Source organism: Clavibacter sp. A6099, assembly GCF_021919125.1.
Taxonomy (GTDB): domain Bacteria; phylum Actinomycetota; class Actinomycetes; order Actinomycetales; family Microbacteriaceae; genus Clavibacter; species Clavibacter seminis.
Map to the genome: position 1 here is coordinate 1,101,636 of NZ_CP083439.1, position 15,197 is coordinate 1,116,832.

Sequence of the window (15,197 nt, forward strand, 5' to 3'; positions counted from 1 at the left end):
CCGGGGGCGAGCGGGCAGGATGCGGGGATGGCCGCCTCCCGCATCCGCGCGCTCCTCCGCGACGAGCGCGTGGCGTTCCTCCTCGTCGGCGGCTTCAACACCGTCTTCGCGTTCCTCCTCTTCGCGGGGCTCGCCGCCACCGCCGGCCGGTCGCTCGATGCGGCGGGGCTCCCGGTGCTCGGATCGCTCGTGCCGCTCGCCGGGAGCTACGCGGTCGCGATCCTCGTGGCGTTCCTCCTCTACCGGCGGCTCGTGTTCCGCGTCCGCGGGCATGTGCTCCGCGACCTCGCGCGCTTCGTCTCGGTGTACGCCGTGTCCATCACGCTGAACGCCGTCTCGCTGCCGCTGCTCGTCGCGCTCGGGGCGCCGCGCCTGGTCGCGCAGGCGCTCATCGTGGTCGTGATCACCCTCATCAGCTACGTCGGGCACCGCTGGTTCTCCTTCCGCCGGCCGCCAGGCGAGGGCGGCTCCGGCCGCTGAACGGCCCGTTGCTAGACTCCGACCCGTGCAGATCCGAGAGCTCGCCGTGCCCGACGGCTACGAGATCACCCCCGTCCAGCGCGCCGACGACCGGGGCGTGTTCCTCGAGTGGTACCGGTTCGACGAGCTCGAGCGGGTCGTCGGCCACCGCCTCGACCTGCGCCAGGCCAACATGAGCGTCTCGAAGCGCGGCGTCGTGCGCGGCGTGCACTTCGCCGACGTGCCGCGCGGTCAGGCCAAGTACGTGAAGGCCGTGTCCGGCGCCGTGCTCGACTTCGTCATCGACATCCGCGTCGGATCCCCGACCTTCGGGAAGTGGGACAGCGTGCGGCTCGACACCGAGACGCACAAGGCCGTCTACATCTCCGAGGGCCTCGGCCACTGCTTCGTCGCGCTGACCGACGACGCGGCCGTCACCTACCTCGTGAGCGACGTCTACAACCCCGGCGCCGAGCACGGGATCACGCCGCTCGACCCCGAGCTCGGCCTGGTGTTCCCCGAGGAGGCCGGCGAGGCGCTCCTCTCCCCGAAGGACCTCGAGGCCCCGACGCTCGCCGAGGCGGCGGCCGCCGGACTCCTCCCCACATGGTCGGACATGCGCGCCTTCCACGACTCGCAGAAGGTGAGCTGACCCATGAAGGGCATCATCCTGGCCGGCGGATCCGGCACCCGGCTCTGGCCGATCACGAAGGGCATCAGCAAGCAGCTGATGCCGATCTACGACAAGCCGATGATCTACTACCCCCTGTCGACCCTGATGATGGCGGACATCCGCGAGGTGCTCATCATCACGACGCCCGAGTACAACGACCAGTTCCGGGCCCTGCTCGGCGACGGCTCGCACCTCGGCATGCGCATCGAGTACGCCGTGCAGCCCTCGCCCGACGGCCTCGCGCAGGCGTTCGTCATCGGCGAGGAGTTCATCGGCGACGACTCGGTCGCGCTCGTCCTCGGCGACAACATCTTCCACGGCGCCGGCCTCGGCACGAGCCTGCGGAAGAACACCGAGATCGACGGCGCGCTGATCTTCGCGTATCACGTGGCGGATCCGACGGCCTACGGCGTCGTCGAGTTCGACGACGACTTCACGGCCGTCTCCATCGAGGAGAAGCCCGCGCGACCGAAGAGCGCCTACGCGGTGCCCGGCCTCTACTTCTTCGACAACGACGTGGTCGAGATCGCCAAGGGCATCCAGCCCAGCGAGCGAGGCGAGCTCGAGATCACGGCCGTCAACGACCACTACCTGCAGGCGGGGCGCCTCCACGTGCAGGTGCTCGACCGCGGCACCGCGTGGCTCGACACCGGCACGTTCGAGAGCATGATGCAGGCCTCCGAGTACGTGAAGGTCATCGAGGACCGCCAGGGCTTCAAGATCGGCTGCATCGAGGAGATCGCGTACCGCGCCGGCTGGATCGACCGCGACGCCCTCGAGGAGCTCGCGCGTCCGCTCATCAAGAGCGGGTACGGACGCTACCTCGTCACGCTGCTCGACGCGTAGCGCCGCGGCCGGCCGGCCCGGCCGGCGTCAGCGTGCGGTGAGCTCGCCCGACTGCAGGCCGGATATCAGGGCCTGCGCCGTGATGTGGATCCCGGCGGGCAGCGGCATCGTGTCGCGCTCGTCGAGGTCGGGCCACACGACGCTCGCGAGGCGCAGGTCCACCGCCTGGTAGCCCGCGAGGGGCGACAGGCCGAGCATCACGTGGGGCCGCGCCTTGCCGAGGGCCGTGAAGTGCCCGAGCAGCGCGCTGATGGTGACCGGCTGCCCCGACGCGAGGATCTTCACCACGTGGGTGTCCGCCGGCAGGCCGAGCAGGCGGGCGGTCGCGTCCCGCACGAGGCCGGCGCAGTCGTCGGCGTAGAGGTAGTCGCGCACCGTCTCGAGCGGCACGTAGATCGAGGCCGGGGTGGGGGAGAGGTTCGCCCGGGCCAGCTGCGTGATGAGGCCCTGCGGCTTGCCGACCGCCTGGCGCGGACCGTAGAGGTTCGCGATGCGCCCGATGAGGGTGCGCACGCCGGCCCGCTCGCCGAACGCGCGCACGAGGCCCTCCGCGCGGAGCTTGGCCTCCCCGTAGGGTGCGAGCGGACGCGGCTCCGTCGCCTCCGTGAACGGCGGGCTCGCCGCGCCCGCGTACACGCCGCCCGCGGACGACGAGTAGAACAGGGCGCCGCCGGGTGCCGGGTCGGCCGCGACGGCCAGGGCGATCTCGTCCAGCACGGCCTCGAGCTGCCCGAGCTCGTGATCCAGCTGCGCGCGCGTGCTGCCGGTTACCGCGGCGCCCGCGCACCACATGACGGCCCAGCGGCCGGCCGCGCGGCCCGCCGCGAGGAGCCGCTCCGCCTCGGTGCGCGCGGCCCGGCGCATGACGCCCTCATCCGCGGTCGACCAGGGCAGGGGCTCGGCGGCGACGGGCGCCCAGCGCGGATCCGCCGTCAGGGCGTCGTGCAGCGAGGCGCCGAGGAGGCCCCGCGCGCCGATGACCCAGACCGGGACGGCGACCGTCATACGTGTCCGCGCGGCGGGCGGCCGTGCGGGCCGTCGAGGGGGTCGCGCACGATGAGGTAGGCGGGCCGCCCCTGCGCCATGCCGACGGACACGCCGATGTACTCCGCGATGATCCCCAGGGAGAACAGGATGATTCCGCTCGACGCCAGGATCGTCACGATGGTCGACGCCCAGCCAGCCGGGACCGAGTTGTCGGTGAGGCGGCTGACCACGATGACGCCCACGAAGATGAGGGCCACGACGAGGAACAGCGCCCCGAGGACGCTCACGGCGCGCAGACCCCGGGTGCCGCTGGAGAGCACCATCCGCCAGAAGTGCGAGAAGAGCCGGCGCGGCGAGTAGCCGGACTGCCGCTCGCCCTCGTCGCGCAGGGTGATGTCGCACGTCGAGACGCGGTTCGCGACCCAGCCGAGCGCGATGTCGAGGTACACGCCGGACCCCGCGTACGCCGCGACGCTGCGCCCGACGGAGCCGAGCACGAGCCGGTAGCTCTGGAACTGCTCGGCGTCCTGGTCCGACGACATGGCGTTGAGCACGACCTTCGCGCCGCGGGAGGCGACGTTGCGGAGGAGCCCGTGCGACGGCGTGTTGGTGGGCTTCGCATAGACGACCGACGCGAGGTCGCGCATGGCGACGTCGAGCATGTCGGGGATGAAGCCCGGGTCGTGCTGGCCGTCCTCGTCGAGCGTGACGATCCAGTCCCCGCCCGACGAGGCCATCCCCGCGAGGGTCGCGGCGTGCTGCCCGAAGTTGCGGCTCAGCCAGATCGGCCGGACGAACGGGTGCAGGCGCCTCAGCTCTCGGATGACGCGCGGGGATCCGTCGCGCCCGTTGTCGAAGACGAGGAGGACCTCGGTGACGGCGTAGCTGTGGCCGTCGCGGCTGATCTGCGGCACCGTGAACGGCTGGATCTCCGCGAGCAGCGCCTCGAGCGTGAGCTCTCCCTGGTACACGGGGATGACGACGGAGACGGAGTGGTCCGGGGGGAGCACGGTCTCGCCCGCGTCCAGCGGTTCGACGGCGCTCACGCGGCGCTCCCGGCCGAGCGCGACATGCGGCGCCCGAGGTAGAGGTACACGAGACGGCGGGAGAGCGCCTTGGCCCGGGCCATCATGTCGCCGAGCCGGACGTCGGCCCTGCTGACGACGCCGGGGTGGGCCTCGAGCACCCAGCGGTGGAAGCCGGCCGCGGCGCTGGCCTGCTCGCCCGCGAGGCGCACGCTCCACTGCGAGTCGGAGATGCGGAACCCCGCGAGGGCCTTCGGGCCGACGGACGCGAAGTCGCCGCGCAGCAGCACCTTCGCGTACGTGGTCTCGTCGATGAGGTAGGGCCAGCGCGAGTCCCACCAGCCCACGGCCTCGAGGTCGGCCCGGCGCATGAGCACGCAGCCCGGCTCGCCGAAGATGTTGGTGCCCGAGCGGATGGTGCGGCGGACGGCCGCGGCGCCCGAGATGGCGATGCGGGATCCGGAGACGCCGTGGTCGCGCACGATCGGACGGCTGTCGGCGTCGACGATGTCCCGCGGGGAGGCGACGAGCACCACGGACGGCGACGCGTCGAGCTCGGCCACCTGGCGCTCGAGGATGGTGGGGTAGAGGAGGTCGTCGCCGCAGACCAGCTTGATCAGCTCGCCGCCGGCCTCCTGGCTCACGCGGTTCCAGTTGCGGAGGGCCCCGCCGCCCGCCTCGGTGCGGAGCAGGCGGACGCGCGGCTCGTCGGCGTAGCGCTGCATGACGTCCCAGGTCCCGTCGGTGGAGGAGTGGTCCGCGATCACGACCTCGAAGTCGGTGAACGTCTGCGCCAGCACGGAGTCGACCGTCTCGGCGAGGTAGTCGGCGTTGTTGTATGCGGGGATGACGATCGAGACGCGTGGGGGCACGTGGCTCTCCTTCGGCGAGGCAGGAGGGGACGCGCCCGGGTCGAGGCCCACCCGGTGCACGTCATCGTGCGACGTGCGACGGAGACCGTGGGCGACCGCGGTGCGCGTGCGGACGGGGGCCATCCTCTCACGGCGCCCGCCCGCGACCCGGGAGGCCGCGGTGCGCACCGGGTGGTGCTCACGGGGCCGGGAGGGGCCAGGCGTTAGGGTGAGTCCCGCCCGAGCCGACCCAGCCGGCCCGGACGGCACACGACGAACGGATTCCTCTCCCCATGCGCAGCAAGCTCCTGTGGCCGACCGCCGCCGTCGCCGCCACGGTGGTCGGCGCGATCATCCCGATCCTCTTCTTCACGGGCTACTACTTCGTGAACGACACCGAGGCAGGCGCCTACGGCCAGTGGTTCGAGATCGGCCGGCGGATCCTCGACGGCAACTGGTCCCTGCTGAACCCGACCGTGTGGCAGTCCGGCAACTACCAGGCCGAGGGCGCGTGGGGCATCTACAGCCCGTTCCTCTGGGCGGTCGGCCTCGGCTCGCAGCTCATGTCGAACGCGGCCCTGTACTCGACCATCGTCAAGCTCGTGTGCCTCGCCATCGCGTCCGCGGGCCTCTACGTGCTGGCCCGCGCCTACGGCGTGACCCGTCCCTGGGCCGCGGTCGTGGCCACCGCCGTCCCCCTCGCGGGCTTCACCCTCTACTTCGACGCCGCCTCCTGGGTCAACGGCCTCATGGCCTGGGCGTTCTGGCCGCTCGCCGTCGGGCTGTCGCGACGCGTCGTGCGGGCCCGCGCCAACCCCGTTGGAGCCGTCCTCGCGGCCGTCACCGTGGTGGGCATCGGCTACGCGGCCGCCACCCTCATGCTGGCGGCTGCGCTCGGGGCCCTGCTCGTCGAGGCGCTCATCCGCCGCCGTCGTCCGGAGGTGCTGCGGGCCCTCGGGCTCTCGGTGATCGCCGGGCTCTTCGCGGTCCTGGTCCACCTGCCCGGGGTGCTCACCTCCTCCGTGTCCGGGCGCTCCAACTCGATCGGCAACGACGGCTTCCTCACGGTCGACCTCAGCGACCTGGCCATCTCGGGGATGCCCATGGGCAGCCCGTTCATGGACTACTACGTGGGCAACATCCCCGGCGCCCCCATCACCTACATCTCCTGGCTCCTCCCGCTGCTCGTGCTCATCGACTGGCGCCGGCTCTGGGCGCTGCTGCGGGGGCGGCCGTCGATCCTCATCATCGGCGTCGCGGCGATCGCGGGCGTGCTCGCGCCCTCGGAGATCGGCCCGCTCCGCTACCCGGTGCGCATCGTCCCGTACCTCACCGCGGTCATCCTCGTCGTCCTCGCGCTCGGCTTCTCGCGCAGCATGCGCCGCGTGCTCACGCGGCGCCACCTATACGCCGCGTGGGCCATCGTCGCCGTCAACGGCGCCCTGCTCCTGACGCAGGATCCGCGCGCGCTCAAGCCCGCGATCGTCGCGGTCGTGCTCGTCGGCGCCCTCGTCCTCCTCGTCTACGGGCTGGCGGTCGGCTGGCGACCGCGTCGCGGGCCCGCCGTCCTCGGCCGCGTCGCCGGCCGCGCCCGCGCCACGCACCGGTCCCGGTCCGCCGCCATGGCCGTCGTCGCGATCGTGGGCACCGTCGCGCTGCTCGTGCCGCAGCACTACCGCTCGCCCAAGTCGCCGCTGGAGACGTACGACCTCCCCGCGGACGTCAGCGCGTACAGCACGCAGCTCCCGCGCGCGGAGGGCGACATCCTCGTGGTCGGCTTCCCGCAGACCACCGACTACGCGGAGACCCTCCTCGGCAACTCCTGGTACGTCACGGGCAAGCCGGTCCAGAACGCGTACTCCTCCGTCTACTACCCGGGCTACGGCAACAAGGTCTGCATGCAGTTCAACGGGCTCACCTGCGGCGCACTGTACGAGCGCCTGTTCCAGCCGGTGAAGGGATCCGACACCGGCGTCGACCTGGTCGACCTCATCGGCGCGAGCACCGTCCAGGTCATCAAGGCCCAGCGGGGGAGCGACCCGGCGAAGACCGTCGCGCGCAGCGACTGGGAGGACGTCCCATCCGGCTGGAGCGTCGTCGAGGACACCCCCGCCACGCGCACGATCGTCCGCGACACCCCCCTGAAGGGCGCGGGCGGCATCGCGTGGTCGTCTGGCGGCACGCGGGTGACGCTGCTGCACGACGACCCGATGGGATCCACCTTCCGGGTCGACGCCGCCCCGGCGGACGGCGGCACGGTCGCCCTCGCGCTCATCCCGTGGCCGGGCTACCAGGTGTCGGGCGCCGAGCTGCGCGCGAAGCCGGTCGACGGCTTCCTGCTCGGCGTGGACGTCTCCGCGGCGGACGTCGGCAAGACCGTCACGGTGTCGTTCTGGAGCCCGGGTTGGCAGGTGCAGGTCGCGTCCGCCGTGCTCGTGATCCTCCTCACGGCGGCATGGGCGATCGGCCGCCTCGTCGTGCGTCGCCGCCGTCGGGTGACCGCACGATGACCGGCCTGCCGCCGCGCGTCGTCGCGGTCGTCGTCGCCTGGAACCGGCGGGAGCTCGTCGTCGAGACGCTGGCTGCGCTGGCCGCGCAGACGGTGCCGCTGCACGACGTCGTCGTCATCGACAACGCCTCGACGGACGGATCGGCGGACGTCATCCGCACGCGGTTCCCGGAGGTCGCGCTCACGACGCTGCCGACCAACACCGGGGGCGCCGGCGGGTTCACCGCGGGCATCGAGCGCGCGCTCTCGGCCCACGACGCCGAGCTGGTGTGGCTGATGGACGACGACACCGTCCCGGATCCCACCGCGCTCGAGGAGCTGCTGCGGGCCCGCGGCGCCGCCCCGCGCGGCACGGTGGTCCTCGCGTCCGCCGTGCGCTGGACGGACGGCCGCCCGCACCCCATGAACACGCCGCGGACCAGGCCGTCGGCGAGCCGCGGCAGCGTCGCGCGCGCCGCACGGCACGGCTGCACGCCCGTCCGCACGGCGTCCTTCGTGTCGATGATGATCGAGGTCGACGCCATCCGCGCCCACGGGCTGCCGATGGCCGACTACTTCCTCTGGAACGACGACTTCGAGTACTCGGCGCGCCTGCTGCGCCAGGGTCGCGGATACCTCGTGCACGGCAGCACGGTCGAGCACCGCACCCGCGCCTTCGGGTCGACCGACGTGGATCCCGGCGCGCGCTTCGTCTTCGAGGTGCGCAACAAGATCTGGATGCTGCGGCTGTCCCGCGCCCTCGCGCCCGCCGAGCGCGTGCTCTACGCCGGCGCGGCGCTCGTCGGGTGGGCGCGCACGATCGCGCGCTCGGCGGATCGGCCGCTGCTGGTCAGGGGCCTGGTCGACGGGATCCGCCAGGGCCTGGGACGCCGTCCCCGCCCGGCCGCGGAGGTCCTCGCCGACCTCGGCGGCATCACGGAGGGCGTGCGCCGCATCGAGGCGGGTGCCGGTCGCTCCTGAGCGCTCCCGCACCGCACCGCGAGGGATCGGCGGCCCGCCGTCCGTCGCTGTCCGCCGGGCCGCACAGCCGCCGGGATCCCCGGCCGGGCTCCCGATAGACTCTGGTGCTCGACGCGCCGCGGCCCGACCGGCCGCCCGTCCGGCACCGACGGCCCCGCTGCGCACGCAGCACGGAACATGATGGAGGACCCGTGCCCACCGAGGCCTTCTCGCTCCTCCTCCCCGTGTACCGCGGCGACCGATCCGACTTCCTCCGCCGGGCGTTCCGGAGCAGCGTCGACGACCAGACCCTCCGGCCGGACGAGGTCGTCGTCGTCCGCGACGGACCGGTGTCCGCGGAGCTCGCCCGCACCATGGCGGAGCTCGCTGAGGCGTCGCCCGTCCCCGTCGTCACGGTCGAGCTGGCGCGCAACATGGGCCTCGCCTACGCGCTCGAGCGCGGGCTCGAGGCCTGCGCGCACGACGTCGTGGCCCGGATGGACGCCGACGACATCAGCCTCCCCGAGCGCTTCGCCCGCCAGCTCACCCTCATCTCGGACGGCCTCGACCTCGTCGGCACCGGCATGTACGAGTTCGCGGACGAGGTCGGCACCATCGCCGGCCGCCGCACCCCGCCGGTCGGCGCCGACGCCATCTCCCGCTACGCGCGCTTCCACGACCCGTTCAACCACCCCACCGTCGTGTACCGGCGCCAGGCGGTGAAGCGGGCGGGCGGCTACCTGCCGCTCGGGCTGATGGAGGACTACTACCTCTTCGCGCGCATGATCCAGTCGGGCGCGCGCGTGGAGAACCTTCCGGATCCGCTCGTGATGTACCGCGTGAGCGCGGGCGCGTACGCCCGTCGCGGCGGCGTCGCGCAGCTCGTCGCCGAGCTCCGCCTGCAGCGGGAGTTCCGCCGTCGCCGCTTCACCTCCCTCTCCCAGGCCCTGCGCAACGTCCTCGTCCGCGGCAGCTACCGCCTCATCCCCGAGGCCGTGCGCCGCGGGCTGTACCGTCGCCTGATCACGCGCGACCGGACGGTCCCGCAGGCCCGCGCCTGATCCCCCGTTACCCTTGACCAGTCCCGTCGAGCGCCCGTCGGGCGCCACCCCAGCAAAGGAATGTGCCATGAGCCCTGATCTCGTAGTGGTCGGGTCCGGTTTCTTCGGACTCACGATCGCGGAGCGCGTCGCCGAGGAGCTGGGCCTCAAGGTCCTCGTCATCGACCGCCGCGACCACATCGGCGGCAACGCGTACAGCGAGAAGGACCCGGAGACCGGCATCGAGGTGCACCGCTACGGCGCGCACCTGTTCCACACGTCGAACGAGACGGTGTGGGAGTACGTCAACCGCTTCACGGACTTCACGCCCTACGTGCACCGCGTCTACACGGAGCACAAGGGAGAGGTCTTCCCGCTGCCGATCAACCTCGGCACCATCAACCAGTTCTTCCGCTCCGCGCACGGGCCGCAGGCCGCGCGCGACCTCATCGCCGAGCAGGCGTCCGAGCTCGACGCCGGCGAGGCGAAGAACCTCGAGGAGAAGGGCATCTCGCTCATCGGGCGCCCCCTCTACGAGGCGTTCATCCGCGACTACACGGCGAAGCAGTGGCAGACGGATCCCACGGACCTGCCGGCCGAGGTCATCAGCCGCCTGCCCGTGCGCTACACGTACGACAACCGCTACTTCAACGACACGCACGAGGGCCTGCCCGTCGAGGGCTACACCGCGTGGCTCGAGCGCATGGCGGACCACCCGAACATCGAGGTCCGACTCGAGACCGACTTCTTCGACGAGACCCAGGAGGTCAACCGGGCCTCGGTCGTCGGGAAGGTCCCCGTCGTCTACACGGGCGCCATCGACCGCTACTTCGACTACTCGGAGGGCGCGCTGTCGTGGCGCACGCTCGACTTCGAGCGCGAGGTGCTCCCGGTCGGCGACTTCCAGGGCACGCCCGTCATGAACTACGCCGACTCCGACGTGCCGTTCACGCGCATCCACGAGTTCCGCCACTTCCACCCGGAGCGCGACGCCCCGGCGGACAAGACGGTCATCATGCGCGAGTACTCGCGCTTCGCCGAGGGCGAGGACGAGCCGTACTACCCGGTGAACACCGCGGCCGACCGCGAGGGCCTGCTGAAGTACCGCGAGCTCGCCAAGCAGGAGGAGGGCGTCTTCTTCGGCGGCCGCCTCGGCACCTACCAGTACCTCGACATGCACATGGCGATCGGCGCGGCGCTCTCGATGTACGAGAACAAGCTGAAGCCCGTCCTCGCGAAGGACGCCTCCTGATGGCCGCCGACCTCGCGGGCGCACCCGCCGGGCTCGACCTCATCCAGCGCGTCATCCTGCCGTCCGAGCACGACCCGGACATCGTCCCGCTGTACGTGGACGCGGACTACTGGACGAGCATCCCGGTCGCGCCCGAGAAGCGCCGGCGCTCGCCGCTGCGCGTGGTCGACTCGGACACGCACAACGCCGTCGTCCGCCTCAGCGACATGGGCATCATCAGCGCCATCCGCGGCGACCGCGGCTTCCAGGTGCCCCACCGCCGCAAGGTGTCGTTCGGCACCTACTTCAACGCGTTCCCCGCCTCGTACTGGCGCGCGAGCACCACGCTCGACGGCGTCGTCCTCGAGGTGGAGACGAGCGGCGAGGGCCAGGTCATCGTCTACCGCTCGAACGCGCGCGGCGTGATCCAGAAGGTCGACGGCGCGGCGGTCACCGGATCCACCACCTCCCGCTTCGAGCTCCCGTTCACGTTCTTCGCGGACGGCGGCTGGTACTGGTTCGACCTCATGGGCGAGGAGGCCGACTTCGCGCTCGTCGAGGCCGGCTGGTACGCCCCGGCCGGATCCGCTCCCACCGCGGGAGCGGCCGGCTCGGTGAGCATCGCCATCACCACGCTCAACCGCGCCGAGTACTGCGTGAAGCTCCTCACCGACATCGGCGAGAAGCCGGATGTGGCCGCGCTCCTCGACCACGTGTACGTCACCGACCAGGGCACCCAGAAGGTGGCCGACCAGCCGGCGTTCCCGAAGGCGCAGGAGCTGCTCGGCGAGAAGCTCCGCGTCATCGACCAGGCCAACCTCGGCGGATCCGGCGGCTTCTCCCGCGGCATGTACGAGACGCTGAAGGAGGGCGCGAGCGACTACGTCCTCGTCATGGACGACGACATCACGCTCGAGCCGGAGAGCATCCGCCGGGCCGTGAAGTTCGCGGACTACGCCAGGACGCCCACGATCGTCGGCGGCCACATGTTCGACATGTACGACAAGAGCAAGCTCCACGCGTACGCCGAGGGCTTCGACATGTGGAACTTCATGTGGGGTCCCGTCACTCCCACGCGCCACGACTTCAGCGCGTCGAACCTCCGCCAGACCAGGTGGATGCACCGCCGCGTCGACGCCGAGTACAACGGCTGGTGGATGTGCCTCATCCCCGTCTCCACGATCAAGCAGGTCGGCCTGTCGCTGCCCGTCTTCATCAAGTGGGACGACGCCGAGTACGCGCTGCGGGCCAAGGAGGTCGGCGTGCCGACCGTCACGCTCCCGGGAGCCGCCGTCTGGCACGTCTCGTGGGTCGACAAGGACGACTCGCAGGACTGGCAGGCCTTCTTCCACGCGCGCAACCGCCTCATCGCGGCCCTGCTGCACTCGCCGTACGAGCGCGGGGGCCGGTTCCTCACGGCCAACCTCGCCACGGACGTCCGCCACCTGGTGTCGATGCAGTACTTCGCGCTCGCCGCCCGCCACGAGGCGTACCGGAACATCCTCCGCGGGCCGCGCGGCCTCCACGAGGACATGGTGACGCGCCTCGCCCGCACGCGCGAGCTGGCGCAGGGCTTCACGGACGGCGTCCCCATCAAGGACCGCGCCGCCCTGCCCGAGATCGTCGCTCCGGACAAGCCGCAGCGTCGACGCGGGGGAGGAGCCCCCGCGGGCATCGCCCGCATGGTGTGGCTGGCCCGGACCGTGGCCCGCCACGCGTTCTCCCCGCTCAGCCAGGCCGCGACCCGCGGCCCGGAGGCGCACCTGGCGTTCGAGGACGCCCGCTGGTGGGTCGTCCCGTCCTTCGACAGCGTGCTCGTCTCCAACGCCGAGGGGTCGGCGGCGCTCCTGCACCGCCGGGATCCCGTGCTCTTCCGCCGCATGCTGTGGACGAGCATCGTGCTCCGCTGGCGCATCCTCGCCCGCTGGCCGCAGCTCAAGGCCGCCTACCGCGCGGCCCTGCCCACGGTCACGAGCCCGGAGACCTGGGCCCGCACGTTCGGCGTGGACCAGCCGGCGGCAGGCCGCCGGAAGAAGTAGCCAGCCGCGGATCCGCCGTCCGCTGAGCGACGGGGGGCGTCCGATCCGCACCAGGGTGCGGCGGACGCCCCTTCGTGTGTGAGAATCGCATCTCACGGCACGGGGACGCAGGGGGACGCATTTGTTCGACAACGGGGTGGATGACGTCCGGCGCGCACGCCGACGCTCGCGACTGATCGCCTGCCTGGCCGTCTGGGCCGTCGCCCTGGGTGTCGGGCTCGTCGGCACGGGCACCATCGGCGGATCCGCCGATCCCGCGCAGGCGGCGTCCGGGGCCGACTTCGACCCCGGCATGATCATCAGCGACGCCAAGTTCTACGACGGCGACGCGATGTCGCAGGGCGACATCCAGTCCTTCCTGCAGGCGCGCGTCCCCAGCTGCGCCTCCGGCTACGTCTGCCTCAGGAACTACGTGGAGAGCACGCCCGCGCGCGCCGCGGACAGCCGCTGCTCGAGCCTCCAGGCATCGCGCCTCAGCGGCGCCGACATCGTCTACTGGGTCGGCCGCGCGTGCGGGGTCAGCCAGGCCGCGCTCCTCGTGCTCCTGGAGAAGGAGCAGGGCCTCGTCACCGACAGCACGCCGACCGACCGCCAGTTCCGCAGCGCCACGGGCTACGGCTGCCCGGACACCGCCGCGTGCGACTCCCTCTACTACGGCTTCTTCAACCAGGTCTACAACGCGGCGCACCAGTTCAAGGTGTACCAGTCCACGCCGACGCGCTGGAACTACCAGGCCGGGCGCAGCAACCGCATCCTCTGGCACCCGAACGCGGACTGCGGATCCTCGCAGGTCACCATCCGCAACCAGGCCACGGCCGGCCTCTACATCTACACGCCGTACCAGCCCAACGCCGCCGCGCTAAACAACCTCTACGGCAGCGGCGACTCGTGCTCCTCGTACGGCAACCGCAACTTCTGGCGCCTCTACACCGACTGGTTCGGCAGCACGAGCGACGGGCCGGTGTCCTCCTTCGTCAAGGTCGCCACCGACGACAGCGTCTACCTCGTGAGCGGCGGCCAGAAGCACCCGGTCACCGACTTCGCCGTGTACCAGACCCTCTCCGCGCTCGGGGGGATCAGCACGGTCGGTCGCTCGTACCTCGACGCGCTCGTCACGGGCGTCCCCGCATCCGAGCTCGTGCGCGACCCGTCCGACGGCACGATCAGCCTGGTGCAGGGCGGCAGGCAGCACGCGTTCTCCTCCTGCGACCTGGTCGCGTCGTACGGCTACAGCTGCTCGGCCGCCGTCCCGCTCGACCCGGGCCAGCTCCGCGCGGTCCCGCAGGCCGGCGCGATGAGCGCGTTCTTCACGCTGCCGGGCGACGGCACGGCGTACCTCCTCGACAGCGGCGTCAAGTACCCGGTGTCCAGCTGGTCGGCGCTCGTGGCGCTCAACGGCGGCGCTTCGGCCTTCGTCGCGCAGATGCGCTCCCAGGTCGGCGCGCGGTACTCCACGGGCCACGTGGCGCTGGAGCCCGGCACGCTCGTCAAGTCGGCGAGCAGCGCGGACGTCTACGTCGTCGACGGCCTGAACCGCAAGGTGGGCGTGCCGGACTTCGCGGTCACGCGCGAGCTCGGACTCGGCCAGGCCTACAGCACCGTGACGCAGGGCACCCTCGACGGCTACGCCCGATCCGCGGCGAACCTGTCGCTGCTGGTGCGCTGCGGCGGCACGTCGTACCTCGCCACCCAGGGCGGCATCGTCGCCCTCGCGAATCCCGGGTCCACGGGCCTCCCCGTGACGGACCTCGTGCCCACCACGTGCCGCACCCTCGACGCGACGGGGGCCACCGTGACGGGGTCCGTGCTCGTGAAGAGCGCGGCCGACCCCAGCGTCTTCGTCCTGCAGGGCGGCCAGGCGCGACCGGTCTCGAGCTGGGCGAAGCTCGTCGCCCTCGCGGGCACGTCGTCGCCGACCATCACCACGATGGGCGCCGCCGCACTGGCGCGCATCCCGGTGGGCGCCGCGTACTGACCCGCGTCCCGCCGAGCCCGCCGCCCGCCCGCCAGCCGGTGGAGCGGCGGGCACGGAGGGCCCACCGGATACAGTGGGGCCGCACCGGACGACCACGGCGCGGCCCGTCGGCTGCCCGCTCGAGCGCCCGGCGCGGCGAGGAGAGCCATGGACCAGCACGCGCACGACGTCGACGCCCCTCGCGAGGAGACCCCGCCCCCGGGGATCCTGCTCCGGCTGATCAAGGACGAGCGCGTCGCGTTCCTGCTGGTCGGCGGCTTCAACACCGTGCTCGGCACCGCGTGGTTCGCGCTCCTCTACCTGCTGTGGGGCCACACGATCCCGTACCCGCTCGTGCTCGTCATCGCGTGGGCGGTGCAGCTCCCCATCGCGTTCACGCTGCACCGCAAGCTCGTCTTCCGGGTGAGCGGCAACCTGCTCCCGGACTTCTCGCGCTACACGCTGGTGAACCTCATGCCCCTGTTCGCGAACATGCTCCTGCTGCCGCTGGTCGTGGAGACGACGCCGCTCCAGCCGATCGTCGCGCAGGTGCTCGTGACCATCGTCATCACCGTGGCGAGCTACACCGGCCACAAGTTCTTCTCGTTCCGCAGGCCGCGCGACGAGGCGGCGCGCTGATCCCG

13 protein-coding genes are annotated in these 15,197 nt (G+C 71.9%); 10 read left to right on the forward strand and 3 right to left on the reverse strand.

Annotation, left to right across the window (positions count from 1 at the left end; all coding sequences use genetic code 11):
* Nucleotides 1-27 precede the first annotated feature (27 nt).
* From KYT88_RS05245 to rfbA, 3 genes are read left to right on the forward strand one after another with little or no spacing between them, the layout of a single operon-like run.
* Entirely contained in the window at nucleotides 28-480 is a 453-nt protein-coding gene (locus KYT88_RS05245; RefSeq protein WP_043584604.1) for a GtrA family protein, read from the forward strand.
* Nucleotides 481-505: 25 nt separating this feature from the next.
* A complete protein-coding gene (locus tag KYT88_RS05250; protein WP_043584606.1) occupies nucleotides 506-1,111 on the forward strand; it encodes a dTDP-4-dehydrorhamnose 3,5-epimerase family protein in 606 nt (201 codons plus the stop codon).
* Nucleotides 1,112-1,114: 3 nt separating this feature from the next.
* Nucleotides 1,115-1,978, forward strand: coding sequence for a glucose-1-phosphate thymidylyltransferase RfbA (rfbA, locus tag KYT88_RS05255; RefSeq protein ID WP_043584608.1), 864 nt, complete (start codon nucleotides 1,115-1,117; stop codon nucleotides 1,976-1,978).
* Between the two features lie 27 nt (nucleotides 1,979-2,005).
* Here the strand turns inward: rfbA and KYT88_RS05260 are convergent, their stop codons facing one another.
* Genes KYT88_RS05260 through KYT88_RS05270 form a run of 3 tightly spaced genes read right to left on the reverse strand, consistent with a single transcriptional unit; the run spans nucleotide 2,006 to nucleotide 4,862 of the window.
* Nucleotides 2,006-2,983 carry an SDR family oxidoreductase gene (locus KYT88_RS05260; protein WP_043584610.1) on the reverse strand — a complete coding sequence of 326 codons (978 nt, stop codon included), beginning with the start codon at nucleotides 2,981-2,983 and terminating at the stop codon, nucleotides 2,006-2,008.
* The gene (locus KYT88_RS05265; RefSeq protein WP_051629262.1) at nucleotides 2,980-4,011 is read right to left on the reverse strand and encodes a glycosyltransferase; all 1,032 of its coding nucleotides are present in this window, start codon (nucleotides 4,009-4,011) and stop codon (nucleotides 2,980-2,982) included. The genes KYT88_RS05260 and KYT88_RS05265 overlap by 4 nt, the downstream gene beginning before the upstream one ends.
* Nucleotides 4,008-4,862 (reverse strand): glycosyltransferase family 2 protein, encoded by an 855-nt coding sequence (locus tag KYT88_RS05270; protein WP_043584699.1) that lies wholly within the window; start codon nucleotides 4,860-4,862, stop codon nucleotides 4,008-4,010. The genes KYT88_RS05265 and KYT88_RS05270 overlap by 4 nt, the downstream gene beginning before the upstream one ends.
* Before the next feature lie 272 nt (nucleotides 4,863-5,134).
* Between KYT88_RS05270 and KYT88_RS05275 the strand changes: the two genes are divergently transcribed.
* The 7 genes from KYT88_RS05275 to KYT88_RS05305 all read left to right on the forward strand — a co-directional run bounded on the left by KYT88_RS05275 (nucleotide 5,135) and on the right by KYT88_RS05305 (nucleotide 15,192).
* Nucleotides 5,135-7,351: a hypothetical protein gene (locus tag KYT88_RS05275; protein ID WP_043584612.1), complete on the forward strand. Its 2,217-nt coding sequence runs from the start codon at nucleotides 5,135-5,137 to the stop codon at nucleotides 7,349-7,351.
* Entirely contained in the window at nucleotides 7,348-8,310 is a 963-nt protein-coding gene (locus KYT88_RS05280; RefSeq protein ID WP_043584614.1) for a glycosyltransferase, read from the forward strand. Before KYT88_RS05275 ends, KYT88_RS05280 begins: the two co-directional genes overlap by 4 nt.
* A 191-nt stretch (nucleotides 8,311-8,501) precedes the next feature.
* Nucleotides 8,502-9,350 carry a glycosyltransferase gene (locus tag KYT88_RS05285; RefSeq protein ID WP_043584616.1) on the forward strand — a complete coding sequence of 283 codons (849 nt, stop codon included), beginning with the start codon at nucleotides 8,502-8,504 and terminating at the stop codon, nucleotides 9,348-9,350.
* A 67-nt stretch (nucleotides 9,351-9,417) separates the two neighbouring features.
* The gene (gene glf, locus KYT88_RS05290; protein ID WP_043584618.1) at nucleotides 9,418-10,581 is read left to right on the forward strand and encodes a UDP-galactopyranose mutase; all 1,164 of its coding nucleotides are present in this window, start codon (nucleotides 9,418-9,420) and stop codon (nucleotides 10,579-10,581) included.
* On the forward strand, nucleotides 10,581-12,599 hold the full coding sequence (locus tag KYT88_RS05295) for a glycosyltransferase (protein ID WP_051629263.1): 2,019 nt from the start codon (nucleotides 10,581-10,583) through the stop codon (nucleotides 12,597-12,599). Before glf ends, KYT88_RS05295 begins: the two co-directional genes overlap by 1 nt.
* A gap of 136 nt (nucleotides 12,600-12,735) precedes the next feature.
* Complete coding sequence (locus KYT88_RS05300) at nucleotides 12,736-14,574, forward strand: hypothetical protein (RefSeq protein ID WP_237583798.1); 1,839 nt, start codon at nucleotides 12,736-12,738, stop codon at nucleotides 14,572-14,574.
* A gap of 147 nt (nucleotides 14,575-14,721) precedes the next feature.
* The gene (locus KYT88_RS05305; protein ID WP_043584620.1) at nucleotides 14,722-15,192 is read left to right on the forward strand and encodes a GtrA family protein; all 471 of its coding nucleotides are present in this window, start codon (nucleotides 14,722-14,724) and stop codon (nucleotides 15,190-15,192) included.
* The last annotated feature ends 5 nt before the right edge of the window (nucleotides 15,193-15,197 follow it).

Bases quoted from the DNA above. Each gene is read 5' to 3' on its own strand.
- rfbA (WP_043584608.1), top strand. From the start codon at position 1,115: ATGAAGGGCATCATCCTGGCCGGCGGATCCGGCACCCGGCTCTGGCCG.
- KYT88_RS05305 (WP_043584620.1), top strand. From the start codon at position 14,722: ATGGACCAGCACGCGCACGACGTCGACGCCCCTCGCGAGGAGACCCCG.
- KYT88_RS05275 (WP_043584612.1), top strand. From the start codon at position 5,135: ATGCGCAGCAAGCTCCTGTGGCCGACCGCCGCCGTCGCCGCCACGGTG.
- KYT88_RS05295 (WP_051629263.1), top strand. From the start codon at position 10,581: ATGGCCGCCGACCTCGCGGGCGCACCCGCCGGGCTCGACCTCATCCAG.
- glf (WP_043584618.1), top strand. From the start codon at position 9,418: ATGAGCCCTGATCTCGTAGTGGTCGGGTCCGGTTTCTTCGGACTCACG.
- KYT88_RS05280 (WP_043584614.1), top strand. From the start codon at position 7,348: ATGACCGGCCTGCCGCCGCGCGTCGTCGCGGTCGTCGTCGCCTGGAAC.
- KYT88_RS05260 (WP_043584610.1), bottom strand. From the start codon at position 2,983: ATGACGGTCGCCGTCCCGGTCTGGGTCATCGGCGCGCGGGGCCTCCTC.
- KYT88_RS05245 (WP_043584604.1), top strand. From the start codon at position 28: ATGGCCGCCTCCCGCATCCGCGCGCTCCTCCGCGACGAGCGCGTGGCG.